The following is a 20,399-nucleotide window of genomic DNA, read 5'->3' on the forward strand; positions in this document are numbered from 1 at the left end:
ATTATACCTCCTCAAAATACTCATCATAATCAATATAAATTTTTTCCATTATTGCATTATAATACAATTCTTTTTCTTTAGCTATATTGGGTATTTTATATCTTTCTATTGTAATACCATACACACTACTAATATTTTCTATCAAATCGAAAATATCTATACTTCTGTATTTGCATACAACCTGCTCTACCAAATCATTTAAATTTACTCTATCAGCGCCCTTTCTAAATATAAAATTTCCATCAATTTTTCTATACTTAAATCGTGTATCACACCTTAACAACGCACTATAGAACCAATTATCAAATCCTAGCTCGTCTAACCTATGTTCAAATCCTTTTTTTCTTAATGATTTAATCGTAAACAATTCTTCAACAACAAATTCATACACATCATCTATAAACTCTTGCAGTTTTTCTTTACCAATACCCTTTTGCTCAAGTCTCCTAATATTAACAAATTCATTTGGCAAAAACTCCACTATTTCAAACTGCCCTTTGAGCATCTGCAAAGAATTATAATAGGCTTGCCAACATGTAAACCGTGAATCCAATAAAGTTGCATCAAAAATATCATTATTTAACATTATGGTTCTAAAATACTGTTCAAGATTTGTAAATTTATCCGAATAAATTATGCCTGTATTTACTTTAAATCCTAATCTCTTTAGGTTATATGGGTTAATAAGTTTTGGATTCCCCATAGGAAATAACTTAATGTATATTTCTCTAACATCCTTAATTAGATAAATATCATCTTCTAATTTTTCTTTCACTCTAATAAACTCATTGCCTAACAAGCCTTCAGAATCAATCGTATATAACCCATTATGATAAAATCCATCAATGCTTTTGAAATAATTAGCTACTGCCGTTTCTGTTTTTACTCCATATTCTTTTTCATATGCTTTTGCTAGCTCGTAACTTTCAATTGGAGCAGTTTCTAATAATATATCCATCACTTGCATATCTCTGTCTGGTTTTCCGAACTCTATATTAGGCATTCTAGATAATATAATATTGAAATTGTTATTATCAAGAAATACTTTTTTCATTAAATTATGTAATTCATACTCATCCCTAATATCCCACTCCTCCATAATTTCAATATAATCATTAAAAAATTTCAAAGTAGAATATTCTACATTTTCAAATTGGCTTAGATTAAGAGCATCTACTATCCTTTGTGCATTCATTTCAGTAAAATCATACTTGCGTAACTTCTTACCGTACTTCCATAATACCTTTTTACTATTAGCAAGTGTACTTTCAAAATATCTCTTCGGATACATAAATTTATTTATTTCATGCAAGCTATAATCTTCCAAGAACATATAATATAAATCAGATAGATCCTGAGATGTCACTTCATCTTTACAGTAAGTTCTTAATATATACTCTAATATCTCTTGCCGGTCCTTTTTTATCCAAGAACTACCAACCATTATGTAGTCCTTGAATATTATTTTTTCTGCTCTTAAACGAATCTGAATAGTAATATCATAATCTTCTAATATATCCTCTGGACTTTTATTCCCTCTATTATATTTATATTTTAAATATCCATATACCAAATCAGATTCATTATATGCATATCTAAACAGTTCTGATGTCCACTCATACTTTTCAAAACTTTCTTTATAATCATCCTCTCTTACCCTTGGAATTTTTTTTACAACCTTTTTTTCTAATTGGCGTACTCTCTCCCTTGTAACTTTAAGTATAATTCCAGTTTCTTCTAACGTTTTCCCTCTAAATCGCTCATATAACATTGTTTTTTCTCTTTCAATTTCTAATGAATTTATATACTCGCTAAGAATCGGATATGAAATTCTATAATTCCCTTCATATTGTTCTATTCTTTTTGTTTCAATTAACTCATTTATTATATTTTTTATAATATCACTATTCTTTAAATGATTTGGTATATTCCTCATAATTTCTGGTAAATTAATTAAACCCTCCATCTTCTTTACAAATCTAAAGATATGCTTTTTCAATAAATCTCTCAGAATATTATTGTCATAAACAATATCCAAAAACTCTTTATTATTTATTAATTCTTCACTTCTTACACAAACAACATCTATAATAACAGAACTTGTTTTTATTTTCATATATATAATTGATTTTAATGTTCTTTTATCATATTCCACTAAACTCTGCTCATACTCTTTTAACAATACGTTGATAATTTCTTGAATAGCATCGTTTTCTTTTATATTTTCTTGATCATAAATTATATGAACAACTGATTTTAGAGTATCAATTATCTCATTTCTACACTTTTCCCCAAGATTCTTTATTTCATTTAGTGACTCCACCCTTAATTCTACTAATTGAGATGCATATTGATATCCATTTAGTTTAAGTGCGTTTAGAGATCTTACCGACAGCTTCATATCTTTAATTTTAATATCATCGCCATATTCTTCACTTTCATAATAGAATAATATCTTTGAAATTTTTTTTTCACTATCAGCAAGTATATCCAACACAGTAAATTCTTTATCTTCAAAAACAAAATCACTAGATTTTAATTTTAATATTACATTATTAATTTCTTCTAATGATTTCGCCCCTAAATTTCTGAATTTTTCCAACTCATATACTGGAACTTCTAACAACTCCTTAACAGTATTTATATTGTTTCTTTTCAAACAATTATACGATCTCACAGAAAAATTTAATTTTTCAATATACAATTCATTTTCTTTAATATTTTTCATACTTTTCCACCCTCACCAAACTACTAATTATTAAATTATTTATTGAAATTTTAAAATTAGCAAATTCACTTTGCTAAAAAAATCCCCGGCGGAAATGAACCAATTGTACCCACAATTGGTTTTGCTATTAGTTAAAGGTTAATGCCTTCTTATATATAAACCTATATTTTGCTTTGACTTTTTTAGTCTTATTCTGCTAATGTCTCAACTTAAATTTTAGTTTTTGAAACATTACTAAAATCGCCTGTTGACATAGCAGTATATGTCTTAGTTGCACCCCGCTCCAAATTTATTCATTTCACCAGCAGCATCAATTAGTTTGCTGTTTTTATCATAAAAACCACTCACTATAGTAAAAGTATGTTCCTTAGTATCCGTGTTCTTAACTTCACTCTCTACGGTAGTAGTTCCTGATTCACCCTTAGATACTAAATTTGAGAATGTACGCACAGAAGCTTTATCTTGTGCCGAAGATTCAGCCATAGTATCTACTTCTACTTTATAACTATCTGATTTACTAAAATCTTCAGTATCCATTGCTGTAAAACTCTTAGTGTCCGTAGGCTATAAATCATTTATTGAATCCATAGCTGTTCCAAGAAATTTTTTAGTTTAATCATAGAAACATACTTTAAGGGTAAAAGTATGTTTTTGACCATCATTACTTTTTGCCTCACCATTTACAGTGGCAATTTCACTAGCTGAAGTAACAAGTATTTTGGAAAAATTTATATCATCTTTTTTAGGAGTAATTGAAGCTGTAGTCGTAGTTCCACTTGTACTCCCATTACTACCCATAGCTTTAGTTAATCCTACTACAACAATAATTGCTAATATAAGAGTTAATAATTTATGTTGCCTAAAGAAATTTCTCTAGTCTTTGCCAAAATGTACACACTTCTTTACCCCTTTAGCAATCTAAGTTTATTGATAAACAATACATAATTCATTTAACCCACACTCCATCCACTTATTATAGTTATATTATACCATAAACATACAAATATTGATGGTTTTTGTTCAACCTACCGGGGAATTTTTGAAGGAGCTTGAGACTGAGATTGCTACCACCATAATAATACTAAAAGCAAGCAATACTTTACAATTATTGCTACGAGTAGAGTAAGTCAGAGGCTTTCGCCTCCTTCTCCTCATCAAACCGTGCTTGCGGTTTTCCCGCACACGGCTTTCAGATATTCATCTTCCTAAGGCATTCAGTTTTAGTAAGATAAGTGTCCTAACCCTAATCTTTTCAATTTCACAATTAACTCTCCTGTGTATCTACATCTATACTTTAATTGTTTCTTATTTCTATACCATATAGCAAATATAAACTTCCAGTTTATGTAACGACCTCCGAGGTCATAGTAACAACTGGAAGTTTTCACTTTCTACAAGAAACCGTCCATATGGTAAGCTGACTTTACCATCTGCAAACCTCTTTCTTGTATATGTTAATCTAAAACTGGTTCTTTCCAATGTTAGTTGATTTTACGTCTTTTTTCAAGCCATAATATTTTTTTATACAACATATCAAAGCTATTACGACCATACATAATTCTTTTTATAACTTTTAATTTATTCACACTGCCTTCTGCTAACCCATTATTATAATCATATATAATTGCATTTTTAACTGCTGAAATGTCTCTGGTTATTCCATTTATAAATGAATTAATATATTTATTGTTTAAAGAAGATGCTTGTTCCATCCACTTACTAATTTTAGTTATTTCTTTGTTCTTTAGAATTTTTCTAAATTCACCTACTAAATCGATTATCTCTTTATATAATGGATATTTTTCATTTACTTTATTTACATAGTCAATAGACAATCGTTTTACTTTAATTAGTGGTTTATACAATAATTTTAGTAATTGACCTCGGTCAACCAAATCTGTTGTAGCAGGCGAAGTTTTACTATTTTTATAAGTTTCATGAATTGATTTTTTTAAGCGAGCTCTATAATTACGAATAGTACTGTCAGAGCCATTATAACCTTTTTGACGAATTACATTTTCTATGTCAGATGAAGTATGTCCTTTATCTATTAATTTATTAATCTCTTCTAAAAAAGGATCTAAAATACTTTTTCTTTTAACATTATAATTCCCATTTATAGCAGACACATTATCATCTAAGTATTTAGTAATTGTCTTTCGTGACATTCCAAGTTCTATAGCAATTGATCTTACTGAATGATTATTGTTGTGCATATCTCTTGCAATATTTATTATTTCATTTTTTTTTGTTACTTTACCTTCATGGGATATTTGTAATGGACTTTTTAAATAGAATGAACGCTCATTATCATTCATAGCCAATAATTTATTAAATACTCTGATGTCCATATTTAATTGCTTGCAAATTTGGCTTTTGCCAATACCATGATGCAATAATTGAATCGCTTTCATTATTTTTTCTTCTAGTGTTACTTTTTTATTTTGAATGGGTGTTTTCGTAGTCACATTGCTTGATTCCATTTTGACTACATCAATTATTACCTTGGGTTTTAAATATTTCATCAGATAATCTTTGCAATAGGAGGTTAGATTTTTTAAAATATGAAATCTATCACTTACTTGAATCGCTTTGGGGTGTGCTAAAGTAATAGCCTTTTTATATGTAATAGAACCATCTCTAGAAACAACTTGAAGATTAGGATATGATTTTAACCACTTTACTACTTCTTCACAATCTCGTGAAGAAATTAAATCTATAACTCGATGCGTTTCAATATCTATCATGATGGTCCCATATGATTCTCTTTTTTTAATAGCAAAATCATCGATACATATTTTTGTAATTTTCCACTTATCAATAATCGGGGTATCTTTTTTTTAAAAGATTGCAAATCGTACTTTTACCTACGTCAGCAACACTATTTCTTAAAAGCTCTGTAGCTGTAAGTGAACTAACGTTCATTGATATATTTATAATTTCACTCTCTAATCTTTTTGTTTTTTTTGCTTTAAATTCAAGGAAATCAAAGCCTTCCGCAAAAGTAGTATGGTTACAATCGGGGTTATTACAAAACATTTTTCTATTGCCTAAAATGACCCTAACCTTTTTTTCTTGTATAGGTAAGTCTTGAAAACTTTTTTTATAATGAGAATGTGTTTTTGAAGAAGGTTTTCCACAATGAGGACATGTAACTTCTTTGCGATTAGATACTACATTTATGAAAATCGTATCATCTATAATTTTATGACTTATGTAATCTAAATTTTCATCTAATAATTTTATAATTTCATCCATAAAATAGCTTCCTTTTTAGTATTCTGATCATACTATTATATTACATTTTACGAGGCATTTCAACTAACTTTGGAAAGAACCAGTTTTCACTTGACAAATACACTTTCTCTTGCCCCATGTAATATTCTCACTTATAGACCTACTTTCTTCCTGCTGTGACGTCTGCTGGAGCATATCGACCATCTACTCACCATCAATTTCTACAATGAGTGTATCGTTAATCATATCCTCAATTCTGTTTGCCTCCTTGATATGATTAACAAAATCGTAATTTAGCATTTCCTCATTCCATATGCGAACAATACTTTTTTCAGCAACATACTGCAGGCTTTTAATTATTCTTGAAATCTTATACAGGTAGCTGCCTTCATCATACATGGAACTTTCATCTTCCCATTCTTTCAACTGGCTAGAGTACTGTAGGGCAGGCATATTTAAACTCAGTTCCTTTTCATGTCTTGTGTAATTATCTTTCAGCAATTTACAATACTCCTGTGATTCCAGTAACGCCTTGAAATCCTTGTAAATAATTCTGGATTTCACATCATAAGCAAAGTAAGGTGTGACCTTTCCATCTATTGGATTAACAAACAAGTGGCAATAAGAATATAATTCAAAATTTTCCAGTTTATTCACATCCACTATGCGGCCATGAATCTTTCCAGATCCTCCAAGTCCTTTTACGAACTCGGAAATTTTCTTCTGCCCACCCGTGTATCGGTCTAATAGCTGGTGAATATTTTCCGTATAGATATCAAGAGTAGCATAATAATATTGTAAATCCTCCAGGCTATTCCGTAGCAACTTGCCCTTATTGAAATCTGAATACTGACTCTTTGTTATTTCATGAATGCCATCTTCTAAATATGCAAAAATATCATATTCATTATCAATATAGAAGTATTTTAGTCCTATCGTTTCTGTTTTATAACCAATTTGATTATCTGCATAAACCACCTTTTTACTGCTAATATCAAAGTAATTATGGTGGTTATGTCCGTTTACGTAAATCCAGTTCGGATTATGTGAGTCTGCATTCCAGTCCCATTTCTGCATATGTGGAAGCACTATAACCTTATTATGAGGAAGAGCCTGTAGCAATTTTCGATATATGGTATCAAATCTACGAGTTTCAGAAATATCTCTTTTCAGTGCCTCTTCCGCAGATTCCGATTCCTCAAAAGATTTTCCATAACGCATGTTCACAGCATTATATTTATCATTTAAGCCGCTAAATCCAATGCCTCCAAACACTGCTATTGAACACTCCTGAAGCAAACATAAACTTACAGTTTATGTAACGACCTCTGAGGTCGTAGTATTGGGCGTAGAAGCGGAAATCTTCCATTTTTATCTTCTACATCTTCATAATATATTCCCATAATTTCACTCTCTACCATAGCATCAGTCTGTTCTCTGTGGGCATTTGAATGTATATATGTGAAGTCTAAATAGGTATTTTAGCTTTAAGTGCATAACAAAGAACATAACAACAGTTAACTTCATAATATATATAATGTATTTATATTATGGAGGGAAGGCTTTGAGCAAATTCCACACGGAAATGTTACACGTTAATTTTGGCATGGGAACAGGTGAAACAAACCCAATTATTCCTAGAAAATATACCCTTACTCATTCAGACGTTACCGGAGAATTATTTTTGACTATTGCAGCAAAGTATGATTATGATAAAATCACTGACATGAGGGATGAAGTGCTGGCAGAATGGATCATGGTTAATAGTGAGTACGCACTGATGGTTAATGTTATGGTAGATAAAGAAAAGAACCCAATAATGTCAGCGGTACGTAATAGCATTTTCACAAAAGAATTACCGCTAGCATTGCAAGCACTTAGATATGGAGATAGAGAATTTTTTAGAGAAAATCCCTCTTTAGATAAAGCACCTATTTATGTGAAATTTAATTCTGTTTATCCTATCTTTAATCGTTTAGAACTATGGGGAACGCCTTCAGATTATAAATAACAAATTCACTCTTTTCATAAAAACCCCCGGGGTACGTAAACAAATTGTGAACACAATTTGTTTTACTAAATTAAAACGTAAGAAAACCCACAACTAATTAAATAGTTGTGGGTTTTACTGTATAATAAATACGATTTTAATACACTTTAGCTATAATTAATTCTGACAAAAAATCAAAAAATTTAGTCCAATGCTTTTTTTTTAAGAATATATACATTATTATATAAATATTTATTTCCAATGGCACAAAAATAAAAAAATAAATAATATTTTCTATTCTTCCTCTAGATTTTTCCATCTAACAAGTAAAGTTTATCAGCATATTTAGACTCATCTGAAATCTTCAGCTCAGAATTTTTAGCCGCTTGTTTAACCTGAGCACCAGCCATGTTAGGTTTGACAATACACCCAGCTCCAGCCACACAGCCACCCGGACACGCCATTCCTTCAATGAGATATCCATCATACTTTCCTTTTATGGCATCATTACACATCTCCCTACATTCTCTCAGTCCATTCGCAGCTTTAATCTTTACTTCTCGCCCTGGATGTTCTTTTTTTATCAAATCAGCTACAGCCTTAGCGACTCCACCTGCAACCGCAAAGCCTCTTCCTGAACCAGTTGCTTCATTACTCAAGCTCATATCTGTACCAATTATTTCTACTTCTTTGGCTGTAAGCATTCCAGATAACTCCTCATATGTAATTACAAAATCAACTTCACTTTTTACGCTTTTTCTGGAAGCTTCTAATTTTTTCGCACTACATGGCCCAACAAAAACAATCATTGCATCTTTATGTTTTTCTCTCACAAGTCGAGCAGCAAAAACCATTGGAGTCAAAGTCATTGAAATATTTTCAGCATATTCAGGATATAATTTTTTAGCCATAATAGACCATGAAGGGCAGCATGAAGTAGCCATAAAGGAAAGTTTTTCAGGTACATTTTCTATAAAATCTTTTGCCTCATCAATTGTACAAATATCTGCACCAATCGCAACTTCAACAACATCTTTAAATCCAATTGTAATCATCGCTCTTTTAAAATCATTAAATCCAACATTTTTACCAAACTGCCCCACATATGATGGAGCTACAATTGCAATTACTTCTTTCTTTTGATTAATTGCCTGAATTAGTTGAAATATTTGGCTTTTATCAGATATTGCTCCAAAAGGACAATTTACCAAACACATTCCACAGCTAACACATTTATCATAATCTATTGATGCTCTGCCATATTCATCCGTATATATTGCATCCACTCCGCATGCCATGGCACATGGGCGCCCATGTTTTATTATTGCTGAATACGGACACACTTTAGCACATAAACCACACTTTATACATTTTTCCTGATCAATAACACTTTTCCCATTAGCTATACTAACTGCGCCTTTAGGACAAACTTCTACACAAGGGTGTGCTAGGCAGCCACGGCACATATTTGTAACTTCATAGCTATTTGTTGGACAAGAATTACAAGCAAATTTTATAATATTTACAAGTGGCGGTTCATAATATTTTGAAGGTTTGGTTGCCCCCTCTAATCCCTCCGTAATTGATCTTGGTTTATCACTTGGTCTTAAATTTAGTCCCATTGCCAAACGGATTCGCTCACTAACTATTGCTCTTTCAAGAAATGTACTTTCTCTATACTTACCCACCTCTCCACGAATGATCTCATATGGAATATTCTCTATATCTTTTAAATTGTCTTCAAAGGCCATCTTACTTACGGCCGTAAAAACTTTGTGTCTAATATCAGTAAGTGTTTTATATTCGTATTTCATTTTTACTCCTTTTATGCTTTGATATTTATAAAAACTACATATATATATTCTTCGTTAGAATATCATATAGTATAATTCAGTCAATTTTGTTTGTGTATTTATTTTACTTATAGCTTTTTATATTATAACTGGTTAATTATCATGAATTTTTCTTTAATTGCTGTGATTGCACCTTGAACAGCGCTCTTACCTTTTTTCTATATGACTATCCCATCACAATGGTCTACTTCATGTTGAATAATTTGAGCAATCCATCCTGAGTATTTTCCCCTTCGCTTCTTAAATCCCGAATCAAAATACTCTACTTCTATCTCTTTGAATCTATTAGTTTTTCTAACACCTATAAGTGAAAGACATCCTTCTTCTGTTTCATATTGACCCGATTTATTCGCTATCACAGGATTAATCATCGGAACGTTCATATCACCCATACTGATCACAATAATTCTTTTTTTGACACCAATCATATTAGCTGCCATTCCTACACACCCTTCTTTATTTGCTTTAAGCGTATCAAGCAAATCCTGTATCACCTGAGCATCTGCTTTTGTAGCAAGTTCTGATTTTTGATTAAGAAAAAATATGTCTTTCATAATTGATCTAACCATATGTTATACTCCTTCTTTAGTCTTATTTATATTTTTAAATGATTCCTCTATTGTACAAATACATTATGGAGCTTGTATTAGAAAATGCATAGCAAAATTTGATTTTACTATACACTTTCTATGAATTCAATATAATTTCTTAATTAATAATGGTAACTTATCTAATTTTTCACTATATCTTTCTTCATTAAATAACTCCTCGTTTTTCAAAACATAATATAGCTCTTCCACTAAAACTGCTCCAATCATTTTCTTTGCCATATCTTGTGCATATCCACAAGCTACTAATTTTTCAAAAACTTCAGTTGTACATTTAGGATTGTTATCCTTTATTTGATTTTCAACAGTTTCCATAATATGGTCTTTTAATTTATCCTTTACCAAGATTGCATTTCTCCTTTATTTAGTTATTGTTTATCGCAAACATTGTTCTCTAAATACTAAACATCTATATCAATGATAACATAGCTGATAAGAAATATTAATACATTCATCCCTTTTATACTATCTTCTTTTATTCTGAAACTCCCACGCTTAAAATCATGTGGTTCTTAGGTACTAAATAACTTTCTTTAATATCACGAATGATATTAACACTAATTATTTTCCCCAAAAATTTCACCATCAAGGATTGCAACAACCCATTAGCGATAGCATAATGCCCGTTTCAAGACATTTTTTTATTCTAAACTCCCATACTACTTAAATTATCTAATCCTTGCAATCTTTTAATTTCTTTACTATGCAATACTAAAAACTTTTCAAAATCTTTATTACATGCATCAAAATTTATACTGCATAAATCATCATTAACATTTTTAATTAGGTATGCCGAATATATATCCCTTTGGACTTTGATTTGTTTGCCATTATATTCAAAATCATTCCACCTTTGAGATAATTTCTTTTTACTATATTGTTGATTTAAGTGGTTATACTGTGAAGCTTTCACTTGCCACGTATTAATTTCAAAGTATTTTCCGCCTTTAGATTTTAGCTTATTTTCTAGCATTGTTAAAAATTTACTAGGTGCTTTATTTGCTAATGATTTACCAAATCTCTTTTTCTTGTTAATCCTTCCAGTCTTATCATTAGTAGTTGCATTTTTAACACGTTTTTGCAATCCTTTAAAATTCATTTCTTCAACATAGACTACATTGCAATTTTTTACTATTTCATTAATCATTATATTATGATCTTGTTCTCTTATATCCCTTTGTTTCCTATATATATCTTTAAGTTTATTCTTAGCTTTTACGTATCTCTTTGAATATTTCCATTCTAATTTAACACCTTTTTTTATACTGCAATTTTCATCGAAATTATTAGGATTAGTTTTTCTCTTACTTCTATCCATATATCTTTGAATTCTACGTTTTTCATTTTCAATATTTTGTACATGTGGAGCCAATTCATATAGCTTAACATCAGATTCACAAGTATAAGCGATTGTCTGTGTGCCTATGTCAATTCCGCAATCTCCAAGGCCGATTTTCTAATTTCTCCTGTCTCTTGGTTAAACTTAGTAGGAGCTACTCCATCCAAAACTATTTGAAGTATATATTTATAACGCCCTCGTACAAATTTCCTTTTAATTCTACAGAAACATATTTTATTCCTTAAAGCATCTATCTCATATTGGTTATTTATATTAAGCATTGTTTCAATCTTTAACCCATTCCATTTAAGCGTATTTGTTTCAATATCATATTTTATTCCAGTGCCATTAGATTTACCTTCTAATGAATTTAACGGATTGTTTCTACCTTTAAAGTGAACTTGTTCACCTTTGCCAAATAAATTATTTTCTAAAGATTCCCATACTCTTGATGCAATCTTCTGAGCAGTGAAGCTGTCTAAATTATGTTTAAATGTATGTTGCGTTGATCTTACATCTTCATGAAGTGAATATTCGGTTAGCCTAAATTCTTTAAGCATTGCATTTTTAATATCAAAATACGGAGTGCAAAGCTTGTTCAATTCTTTCTTGTCCAATTTATTTTTATAAATATTTGATAATTCAGATTGATTTTTCCTCCAGTTTTTAGTCTTGCTCATTTCATTATACCTACTTAAAGCTTTACCTAAAACTGAATTATAGATCTTCCTTCCAATCTCAAATCTTTTATCCAATATCTTTTCTTCAAATTTTTCAAGTTTAAGATTTAGGTTCAATACGAACCGTTGTTTAGCTTCTTTTTTTGCCACTGAATATTCACCTCACTTTCTATAGTTGAAGTTTCAATTTTAACGACATTTCAGAAGGAAGTCTCCCACTTCTATAAGCTGGAGTTACATACCCTAACAAACAGAAAACTTCAGTGGAAGTATAAATCTCCTTCTGAAGTCGTTAATACTTCAGCTCCGCAGGAGATGATTTAATCCCCTTAGTTATGTATTTAAGTCTTCTTCTACACTATGTATTAATAATATTTTCTCCTATCCCTTGGACAATATACAAAAATGATAATTAATTATAGTGTTATATTTGTTCCTTTATTATTTTTTTTATAATTCTTTTATTGCCTATCGACAAGTGCTATCCATCCCACACCTTAAGGAGTGGGCTTTCCGCACAAATTCATTGTAAATTCAAAACTGTAATTAGTTTTGAAAAATATATTGACTTCAACTTGAATAGTAGTTTGTAAATGTTACAATAAGCCTGCGAATTTTTCAGTGAGACAATAAAATCCAAAGAATAAAAAGACATTTAGGTGTGCAGTGGTTTATATTAATAAGCTTAGGGAGAAGAATGCTTATGTAGATTTTATTGCAGATGATAACATGGTGGATTGATTATACGAATATATTAAAAGGAAATTCATTTGAATTCCCTTTTAACTTGTTAAAGACTAGAAATGCAGTAAAAATAAAATAAACATTATCTACTCTGCATCAACATGATTTGATTAAGCCACTCAAATGTTGCAGTATATATAATTAAAATATCCTCTTTAGATTCTCTAAAATTCACATTAAATCTTGGCTCTGATACCCATCTAATAATTTCAAATTTCCTTTCGACTATTATATTCGGCACCTGTGTCCCTTTAGGAAGAGACGAAATTAAATAACTTATATTATGTGTCTTATACTTTCTGTCAGTCAAATCATTCCCATTAAGCTCTAAAAGTGCTTTAATTATTTTTTCTATTGCTTGATTTACATGATAAGCCGCATAATTAATTTCCACTTCGTCTGTGCAATTTGTAAGACCAAAATTCGCATACTTCAAATCACTCTTAGCAAGATGCAGATAATTGCTCATATATTCTTACCCCTTTCGCCCAAGCGTTCCTATAAAAATTATTATTTTCCATATCACTAAGGAATAGTTTTTTATTATATCCAAATAAATCAATTTCTCCAAACTCGTGTAAATCTACAGTTGGATAAAACTCAGAAAAATCACCTAAAACGATTATATCAATATCACTAAAGCTACTACAGAAAAGCGTTGTGGCACTACCAAACAATATAATATCAGTGATGTGCTTACCAACATTATCTTTTAATAATAGATTAGCAATTTCATAAACTTTCCTTTGTTTGACTGGATGTATACATTCATAATTATCCAACCCAATTAAATTTTCAAATTTATAATTGGTATTATTACTTGTATTAAAAATATTATCTAATGCATAGAAATCTTTTAAACATTCTATCATAATATTTCACCTTCCTATTCTTATATTGTATCACTACATAAATTGAGTGTAAATAACAAAGGATGACTGTCACTTGTCGAAAGGTGTAAAGTTAGTTGTTTTAAATTAAATTATCTATACCATTAACCGTAGTTTGTTCATTGTCATTAATAGGAATAACTATGCATTTTTGGCCATTAATTATTTGAGATTTTATTTGAGATACTTTTTCGGGTTTTACTTGTAGTATAACATCATACTGAGGGGTACCATTATTATCTTCTGAATATGCATCTGGAACTTTCTCTAAATTAGTTTCTAAAGCTTCTTCTAAAACCACATTATCATCATTAACTTCTGTAGACAGGTGAGTTTCATTATCTATAGTATTCTCTTGTTTAACTTGATCAAGTCTAGCTTGAAGTATTTCTACTTGTTTGTAAAGGCGTTCTTCCTTTTTTCTTTGCACATTTGCCTTAAGAGCCTTTGCGTCAATTAAATTCTTTGCTAAAGTGATATCATCACCAAAGTTCTCTACATAGGAATTTTCAATCTCAGTAGTAATTTCCTGGGGAACTTCACTTTCTATTAAAAGTTTTTGTATATCCTTCTTTGTTAAGCTTATAGGTTCACAATCTGCATCATCGTTTAAATCATTGTATTCTTCTACCATAGTGCTTAGGTTTTCTTGTATATCCATAAAAATTTTATCAGCTTTATTTTCATCAGAACTAAAAGAATCTTTAATAATTGATTGGAATGTTTCCTTTTGCACCGTAGCCGTTTGTTTTGAAGGACAACCTAGAACATTTTCCATTAATTCAGTATGTGTATCCTTTGCATTTTTTGTATAATACATAATAGAGTTAACATCGCAGCTACGATCAATAAAAGCAGGAAACACAAAGCCATTAATCGGGGACTCGACTACCCAATCTCTAATACGTGCTTTTATTTCGTTTTGCTGCTCAAAGTATCCAAGACCAGGCTTTGAAAGTGAAACTGGACATATTGCACATAACACATATTCATATACTTCTTCAGATTCATCTATCCGTGCATTATCTTTGGTTTTGCTAATAACATCATAAGCATCATGAAAAAAGAGTATTAAAAAATTACCAGTGTAATCATAATTGTCTATAATCAAATCATAAAGGTTATCTACAAGAGCATCATCTTTCAATTGACTGTTTTTAAGCTGCATAAGCGAAATTTGTCTTTCATTTGTAAAATCTTCATTAACTTCAAAGTTAAGTTCTAAAATATTATTCCCAATAGTTCCAGACATTACTTTTTTAGCAATTTCTAAATATTTAAAGTATTCATCCTCATCTAAATTTAGAAAGCTTTCTCTAAATTTTAAAATAGTATGTTTTTCTCCATTAACATAGCAGCCACACATTTTAGTGAAGGTGCATTGTTCTTTTTTAAAACGTCTTTTTAACTCAAGCATATCTTTTTTTCTCATGTATAAGCTCCTCAATTTATAGACAAACCTTACGTAAATTTATAGTTGAAGTGGTTTGTCTTTAGTATTTTTTATTTGTAGCTATAATTAATATATTATCGTTATTAATTATAGTATTTTTTTTACAGAAAATAAAGGATTTATATATCAGTTTTTTTAATGATTTCTATTGAGAATAGAATAGCAACATAGTTTGTCCGTTTCACTTCCAATTTATATAAGGCGCCAGGCTCTTGCCAGAAACTGGAACAGTATTTGTTCTAATTTGGAAGAGATATCAATTAAAACTCTTATTTTTAAATTTTTTTTAATTTATGGTATTTGTTTTTCTAACCCTACAGTATGAATTATTGGTAATTAATCTTTGCAATCTCACCAATAGACTGTGCGAAAACACAACATCATGGTATAATTTCATATAGTATAAAATTTTATAATAAAAAAAACAATATGAAGGAGCAAAAAAATGAATGGATTAATGATACTTATTGCTATTTTATTTATTTGCTTGTATGGAAGCATAAATTATTATATAGGTTTAAGGATGTGGCAGAACCTATTTCGCCATATTCCTTTTATAAATCCCAAAATATATTGGATACTGTTTTCAATAATAGCATCATCATATATTGTAACAACGCTTATACCTTCTTTCATACCAGCAATAATATCAACTAAATTAAATATTATAGGATCATATTGGATGGCAATAATGTTTTATCTTATTTTAATATTGCCTATAATAGATTTAATAAGAGTTATAAATAGAAAAATTATAATTCTCCCAAGAAGTTTATCTGGCGATACTAATGTTTCGTTAATAGTAATGGTTCTAGTAGTTGCATTTATATTTGGTGTAATGATATATGGTACTTGGAGTGCTCGTAGCGTAAGAGTAACAAAGTATGATCTAAATGTTGATAAAGTTGCGGGTAATCTAGAGACCTTGAAGGTTATTATGGTCTCGGACATTCATCTTGGGATTATGGTAGATAATAATAGGCTTACAGGTATGGTAAATAAAATCAATGATTTAAAACCTGACATTGTGTTAATACCTGGAGACATTATTGATAGTAGCATTGACCCTTTTGTAAAAGAAAACATGAGTGATAACTTTAGGCGAATTAAAAGCAAATATGGAGTGTATGCCTCCCTTGGTAATCATGATGGAATGGGAAGTAATGTAGATGATGTAGTTAAAAATTTTGAGAATGCAGGTATAACTGTGCTGCGTGATACTTCAGTTTTGGTAAGTGATAGCTTTTATGTTATAGGTAGACAAGACCCATCCTTAGAGCGTGTTACAAAAATTAAAAGAAAAGATTTGTCATCCTTAGTAAAGGATTTAGATAAGTCAAAACCATTTTTGCTTATGGATCATCAGCCAGTAAATTTAAGTGAACCTGAAAACCAGGGGATTGATTTACAACTATCAGGTCACACCCATAGAGGTCAGATATTTCCTGCAAATATTATAACCAATGGAATTTTTGAAATAGACTATGGGTATTTAAAAAAGAACAATTCTCAATTTATTATATCTTCAGGTTATGGAACATGGGGACCTCCAATTAGGATAGGTAGCCGCTCGGAAATTGTTGAAATAAATCTTAAACTCAAATAATAAATAGTTATTTATTATGTAGACGAAGCTACTATATTTCTTAGTTTAAAGTAATGTAGTAGCTTTTCCTTAATGGTTTATGGTTTATAGTTTAATTAGTAAGTGGGTCCAGCAAAGCGTGTCCCCACAACAGGGTCAGACCCTCGGCAATAAAAATACATCTGACAGACTTAAAATACTATAGTAAAATAAATATGAAACAGAAAACTTGAAATAATTTATATACAAAGGAAGTATACAATGGAAAAAAATATAAAAATGAGATATCCGAGCTATCTTAAAGAATTTAAATGTATAGGTGGAAAATGTACAGATAGCTGTTGTATTGGATGGGATATAGATATCGATAAGGTTACCTTTAGGCAATATTATAAGGTTCAAGACAAAGAAATGAAGCGAATGATTCAAAAAAATGTACATAATAATGATGAATACCTAAGTCCTGATATAGATTATGGAAAAATAGAATTAAAAACTGGAAAAAGATGTGCTTTTTTAGATGACGAAAATTATTGTATTATTTATTCCAAAATTGGAGAAGAGTATCTTTCAAATGTTTGCACATCTTTTCCTAGGATAATTAATAAAGTAGATACATGTTATGAAATATCACTTGATATTGCCTGTCCGGAAGCTGCAAGAATTATTTTACTAAAAGAAGAAGGAATTGGATTTAAAGAAAGTGAAGAAACTTTAGGCAAACATATACTATCAGGTGATATTGAAACCAGCTCTAAAGAATATGATAATTCAGCTTTTAAGTATTTTAAAGAAATTAGAAATCTAAGTGTTGAAATAATACAAAACAGAAAGTTCGACTTAAGTAAAAGACTTTATATATTAGGTGATTTTATAAAAACATTAGAAGAAGAACTTAAATACAAGTATGGTAATGTACCTAAATTTATTAGGGAATATGATATGAACTTAGTTAGTGATTGTTATGAAAGAGATCAATTAAGTTATATTGTTCAGATAGATTTTTTCAAAAAGATGATAGGCTTCTTAAATGTATCTAAAGAAGTGGATAGTCTTTATTTTAAGGAATATACTAAGCAAATTATAGCTGGATTCAAGTTTGATGAAGGTGGCGACATTAGTAAACATTCAGAAATGTACATAAACGCATTTGAAGATTATACTGAAAATTTTATGAATAATAATAGCTATATTTTCGAAAATTATTTGGTGAATTTTATGTATAACTATATGTTTCCATTTTCTGAATCAGAATCAATATTCGATGGATATATTATGCTTTTAGTAAGATATTCATTTATTAGATTTTATTTAGTTGGTAACTATCTATATAATAAACAGGATAACAAAGAAAATATAGTTGAATTTATTCAATCTTTATCGAAGACCATAGAACATCACAGAACTTTTTTAATTGATTCAATAAATTATATGAAAGAAAATAAACTTGATAATATACAATTTTCTAAAACACTTTTATAAAAATAAAAAATATTGAGTTCTCAATGTATATACAAGAGAGCTCAATATTTCCACTTAAACTTTGCTAAATTTAGAGTAACTTAATCAGCTCTTCTAACTCCTGCGATAAAACTTTTGCAAGCGTAAAATCAGTATCTTTTAAAGCCAATTCTATTTTTGTTTCAACTAATTTTTTCTTTTGTTCAATTTCTAAATAGTCTTTGTCAAAATGATTAGCATAAATCATCTTTCTAAATTTTCGCATACTCATTTTTCTAATTGTCTTATCTTCAATGATTAAAACAAAATCCATACAGTTTACTATAGAATAGAAATCATGAGAAATCATAAGAATCGCACCTTTATAGTTTTCTATGGCTTTTTCCAGTGCTATTTGTGAATATGTGTCTAAATGACTTGTCGGTTCATCAAGAAGCAAAATGTTTGCTTTACTAGCAGAAACTTTGGCCAGTTGAAGCATATTTTTTTCTCCACCAGATAAAGCCCCTATCTTTTGATTAATGGCTTCTTCTTCGAAACCATAACCAGAAATATATGCTCTAACCTCTTGATTAGTTTTAAAACCAGCATCTAAGAACTCTTCAAGTATCGTATTAGACTCATTTAGTGTTTTGCCTTGAAGTTGAGACAAATAAGCCACTTCAACATCTTCATTTATCTCAATAGAATCATGATTGTTTTTAAATATTTCTCGAAGTAACGTCGTTTTCCCGGCACCATTTGAACCGATAAGAGCTACTTTATCAGTAGATTTAATCTCAAAGTTAACATTTTCTAGAAGCATATTATCAAAGGCAACACTGTAATCATTAACTTTTAAAACAATGGTTTCTTCGATTTCATTATCTGTAACTAAACTGATATTCGGTTGTTTAATATCTACAAATGGCGATTTAATTCTACTTTTTTCTAATCTTTCTTGAATTTTAACTCTAGCATTTAGAGCTTTCCCTTTAGAAGATTGATTATACTCAGTTGCGAGAAATCTTAACTTCTTTATTAAGATCTCGTTTCTCTCAAATTCTTCATTATCAGTAGCAGCTAGTTCTTGTAACTCAATTTTCGTTTGAAGTAATGAGAAGTTATACTCAATATAGTTTCCATCAAACTCTTGGATCTCCATGTTTTCAAGTTGTAGAATTTTATTAAAACAATGATTCAATATATATCTGTTGTGCGTAATAATTAACATTGTTCCAATGTGCGAATTAATTAGATCTTTAAGCGAATTAAGGTTTTCAAAGTCTAAAAACACATCGGGTTCATCCATAATCATTAAGTCTGGACTATTTAGCATTTCCTTAATTACTTGAATAAGCTTGAATTCCCCACCACTAAGTTCAGATATCATTAGATCTTTATACTTGCTTAAGTTTGCAAGATTTAAGTTTTTATTAATGATGTTTTCGAAATCATCCCCATTAATTGCATCAAATGCGTCTAAAGTTTGTTGATACTTTTCTAGTAAAGAATCAATATCCGAAGATGTTTCCATTTCACTGCAAATAGATGTTATTTCATTTTGTAGTTTAATAAATTTTTCCCCTATATATTCGAAAACTGTAATTTCTTTCATTTCGCCCTGTTGCGAGAATTGACTTACATACCCAATTCTACAATTTGGGTCAATCTCGAGCTTTCCATCGAACATATATTTTTCTGGATCCATAATTATATCTATCAGTGTACTTTTTCCACTGCCATTTGTTCCTATAAAAGCACAATGTTGACCATCTTCTAATGTAAATGAAATATTATTATATAGATCCTTTTGCGGAAACGAGTAGGACAAGTTATCAATTTTTATCAT

General features: G+C 29.8%; 18 protein-coding genes. 3 read left to right on the forward strand and 15 right to left on the reverse strand.

Annotated features, from left to right (window positions below):
• Position 1: 1 nt before the first annotated feature.
• From ACWJJT_RS04480 to ACWJJT_RS04505, 6 genes are all read right to left on the reverse strand, one after another.
• The gene (locus tag ACWJJT_RS04480; RefSeq protein ID WP_220287472.1) at positions 2–2,728 is read right to left on the reverse strand and encodes a DNA-directed RNA polymerase subunit alpha C-terminal domain-containing protein; all 2,727 of its coding nucleotides are present in this window, start codon (positions 2,726–2,728) and stop codon (positions 2–4) included.
• A gap of 267 nt (positions 2,729–2,995) precedes the next feature.
• Positions 2,996–3,265: a hypothetical protein gene (locus tag ACWJJT_RS04485; protein ID WP_220287474.1), complete on the reverse strand. Its 270-nt coding sequence runs from the start codon at positions 3,263–3,265 to the stop codon at positions 2,996–2,998.
• 75 nt (positions 3,266–3,340) lie between these two features.
• Entirely contained in the window at positions 3,341–3,526 is a 186-nt protein-coding gene (locus tag ACWJJT_RS04490; RefSeq protein WP_216304101.1) for a hypothetical protein, read from the reverse strand.
• A 683-nt stretch (positions 3,527–4,209) separates the two neighbouring features.
• Positions 4,210–5,553, reverse strand: a complete 1,344-nt coding sequence (locus ACWJJT_RS04495; RefSeq protein WP_462956739.1) for an ISL3 family transposase — start codon at positions 5,551–5,553, stop codon at positions 4,210–4,212.
• Positions 5,546–5,986, reverse strand: coding sequence for a transposase family protein (locus ACWJJT_RS04500; protein ID WP_462956186.1), 441 nt, complete (start codon positions 5,984–5,986; stop codon positions 5,546–5,548). The genes ACWJJT_RS04495 and ACWJJT_RS04500 overlap by 8 nt, the downstream gene beginning before the upstream one ends.
• A 183-nt stretch (positions 5,987–6,169) precedes the next feature.
• Entirely contained in the window at positions 6,170–7,240 is a 1,071-nt protein-coding gene (locus ACWJJT_RS04505; protein WP_220287476.1) for a hypothetical protein, read from the reverse strand.
• A gap of 289 nt (positions 7,241–7,529) precedes the next feature.
• Between ACWJJT_RS04505 and ACWJJT_RS04510 the strand changes: the two genes are divergently transcribed.
• Positions 7,530–7,976, forward strand: a complete 447-nt coding sequence (locus ACWJJT_RS04510; protein ID WP_258280702.1) for a staygreen family protein — start codon at positions 7,530–7,532, stop codon at positions 7,974–7,976.
• A gap of 284 nt (positions 7,977–8,260) precedes the next feature.
• Here ACWJJT_RS04510 and ACWJJT_RS04515 read toward each other — a convergent pair whose 3' ends face one another.
• The 8 genes from ACWJJT_RS04515 to ACWJJT_RS04550 all read right to left on the reverse strand — a co-directional run bounded on the left by ACWJJT_RS04515 (position 8,261) and on the right by ACWJJT_RS04550 (position 15,501).
• Entirely contained in the window at positions 8,261–9,769 is a 1,509-nt protein-coding gene (locus tag ACWJJT_RS04515; RefSeq protein ID WP_462956187.1) for a 4Fe-4S dicluster domain-containing protein, read from the reverse strand.
• Between the two features lie 197 nt (positions 9,770–9,966).
• Complete coding sequence (locus ACWJJT_RS04520; protein WP_216304104.1) at positions 9,967–10,377, reverse strand: peptide deformylase; 411 nt, start codon at positions 10,375–10,377, stop codon at positions 9,967–9,969.
• Positions 10,378–10,503: 126 nt separating this feature from the next.
• Positions 10,504–10,761, reverse strand: coding sequence for a hypothetical protein (locus ACWJJT_RS04525; RefSeq protein ID WP_216304105.1), 258 nt, complete (start codon positions 10,759–10,761; stop codon positions 10,504–10,506).
• 301 nt (positions 10,762–11,062) lie between these two features.
• On the reverse strand, positions 11,063–11,734 hold the full coding sequence (locus tag ACWJJT_RS04530; RefSeq protein ID WP_462956188.1) for a nuclease/transposase family protein: 672 nt from the start codon (positions 11,732–11,734) through the stop codon (positions 11,063–11,065).
• Positions 11,735–11,838: 104 nt separating this feature from the next.
• The gene (locus ACWJJT_RS04535; protein ID WP_462956189.1) at positions 11,839–12,585 is read right to left on the reverse strand and encodes a hypothetical protein; all 747 of its coding nucleotides are present in this window, start codon (positions 12,583–12,585) and stop codon (positions 11,839–11,841) included.
• 676 nt (positions 12,586–13,261) lie between these two features.
• Positions 13,262–13,648, reverse strand: a complete 387-nt coding sequence (locus ACWJJT_RS04540; RefSeq protein ID WP_462956190.1) for a HEPN domain-containing protein — start codon at positions 13,646–13,648, stop codon at positions 13,262–13,264.
• Positions 13,623–14,051 carry a hypothetical protein gene (locus ACWJJT_RS04545; RefSeq protein ID WP_462956191.1) on the reverse strand — a complete coding sequence of 143 codons (429 nt, stop codon included), beginning with the start codon at positions 14,049–14,051 and terminating at the stop codon, positions 13,623–13,625. The genes ACWJJT_RS04540 and ACWJJT_RS04545 overlap by 26 nt, the downstream gene beginning before the upstream one ends.
• Before the next feature lie 100 nt (positions 14,052–14,151).
• Positions 14,152–15,501 (reverse strand): DUF4317 domain-containing protein, encoded by a 1,350-nt coding sequence (locus ACWJJT_RS04550; RefSeq protein ID WP_462956192.1) that lies wholly within the window; start codon positions 15,499–15,501, stop codon positions 14,152–14,154.
• Between the two features lie 466 nt (positions 15,502–15,967).
• Here ACWJJT_RS04550 and ACWJJT_RS04555 point away from each other — a divergent pair, with 466 nt between their 5' ends.
• Positions 15,968–17,128 (forward strand): metallophosphoesterase, encoded by a 1,161-nt coding sequence (locus ACWJJT_RS04555; protein ID WP_462956193.1) that lies wholly within the window; start codon positions 15,968–15,970, stop codon positions 17,126–17,128.
• Between the two features lie 240 nt (positions 17,129–17,368).
• Positions 17,369–18,589, forward strand: coding sequence for a flagellin lysine-N-methylase (gene fliB / locus ACWJJT_RS04560; protein WP_462956194.1), 1,221 nt, complete (start codon positions 17,369–17,371; stop codon positions 18,587–18,589).
• 70 nt (positions 18,590–18,659) lie between these two features.
• Here fliB and ACWJJT_RS04565 read toward each other — a convergent pair whose 3' ends face one another.
• Positions 18,660–20,399 carry an ABC-F family ATP-binding cassette domain-containing protein gene (locus ACWJJT_RS04565; protein WP_462956195.1) on the reverse strand — a complete coding sequence of 580 codons (1,740 nt, stop codon included), beginning with the start codon at positions 20,397–20,399 and terminating at the stop codon, positions 18,660–18,662.

This window comes from Clostridium sp. CM041, from assembly GCF_055081035.1.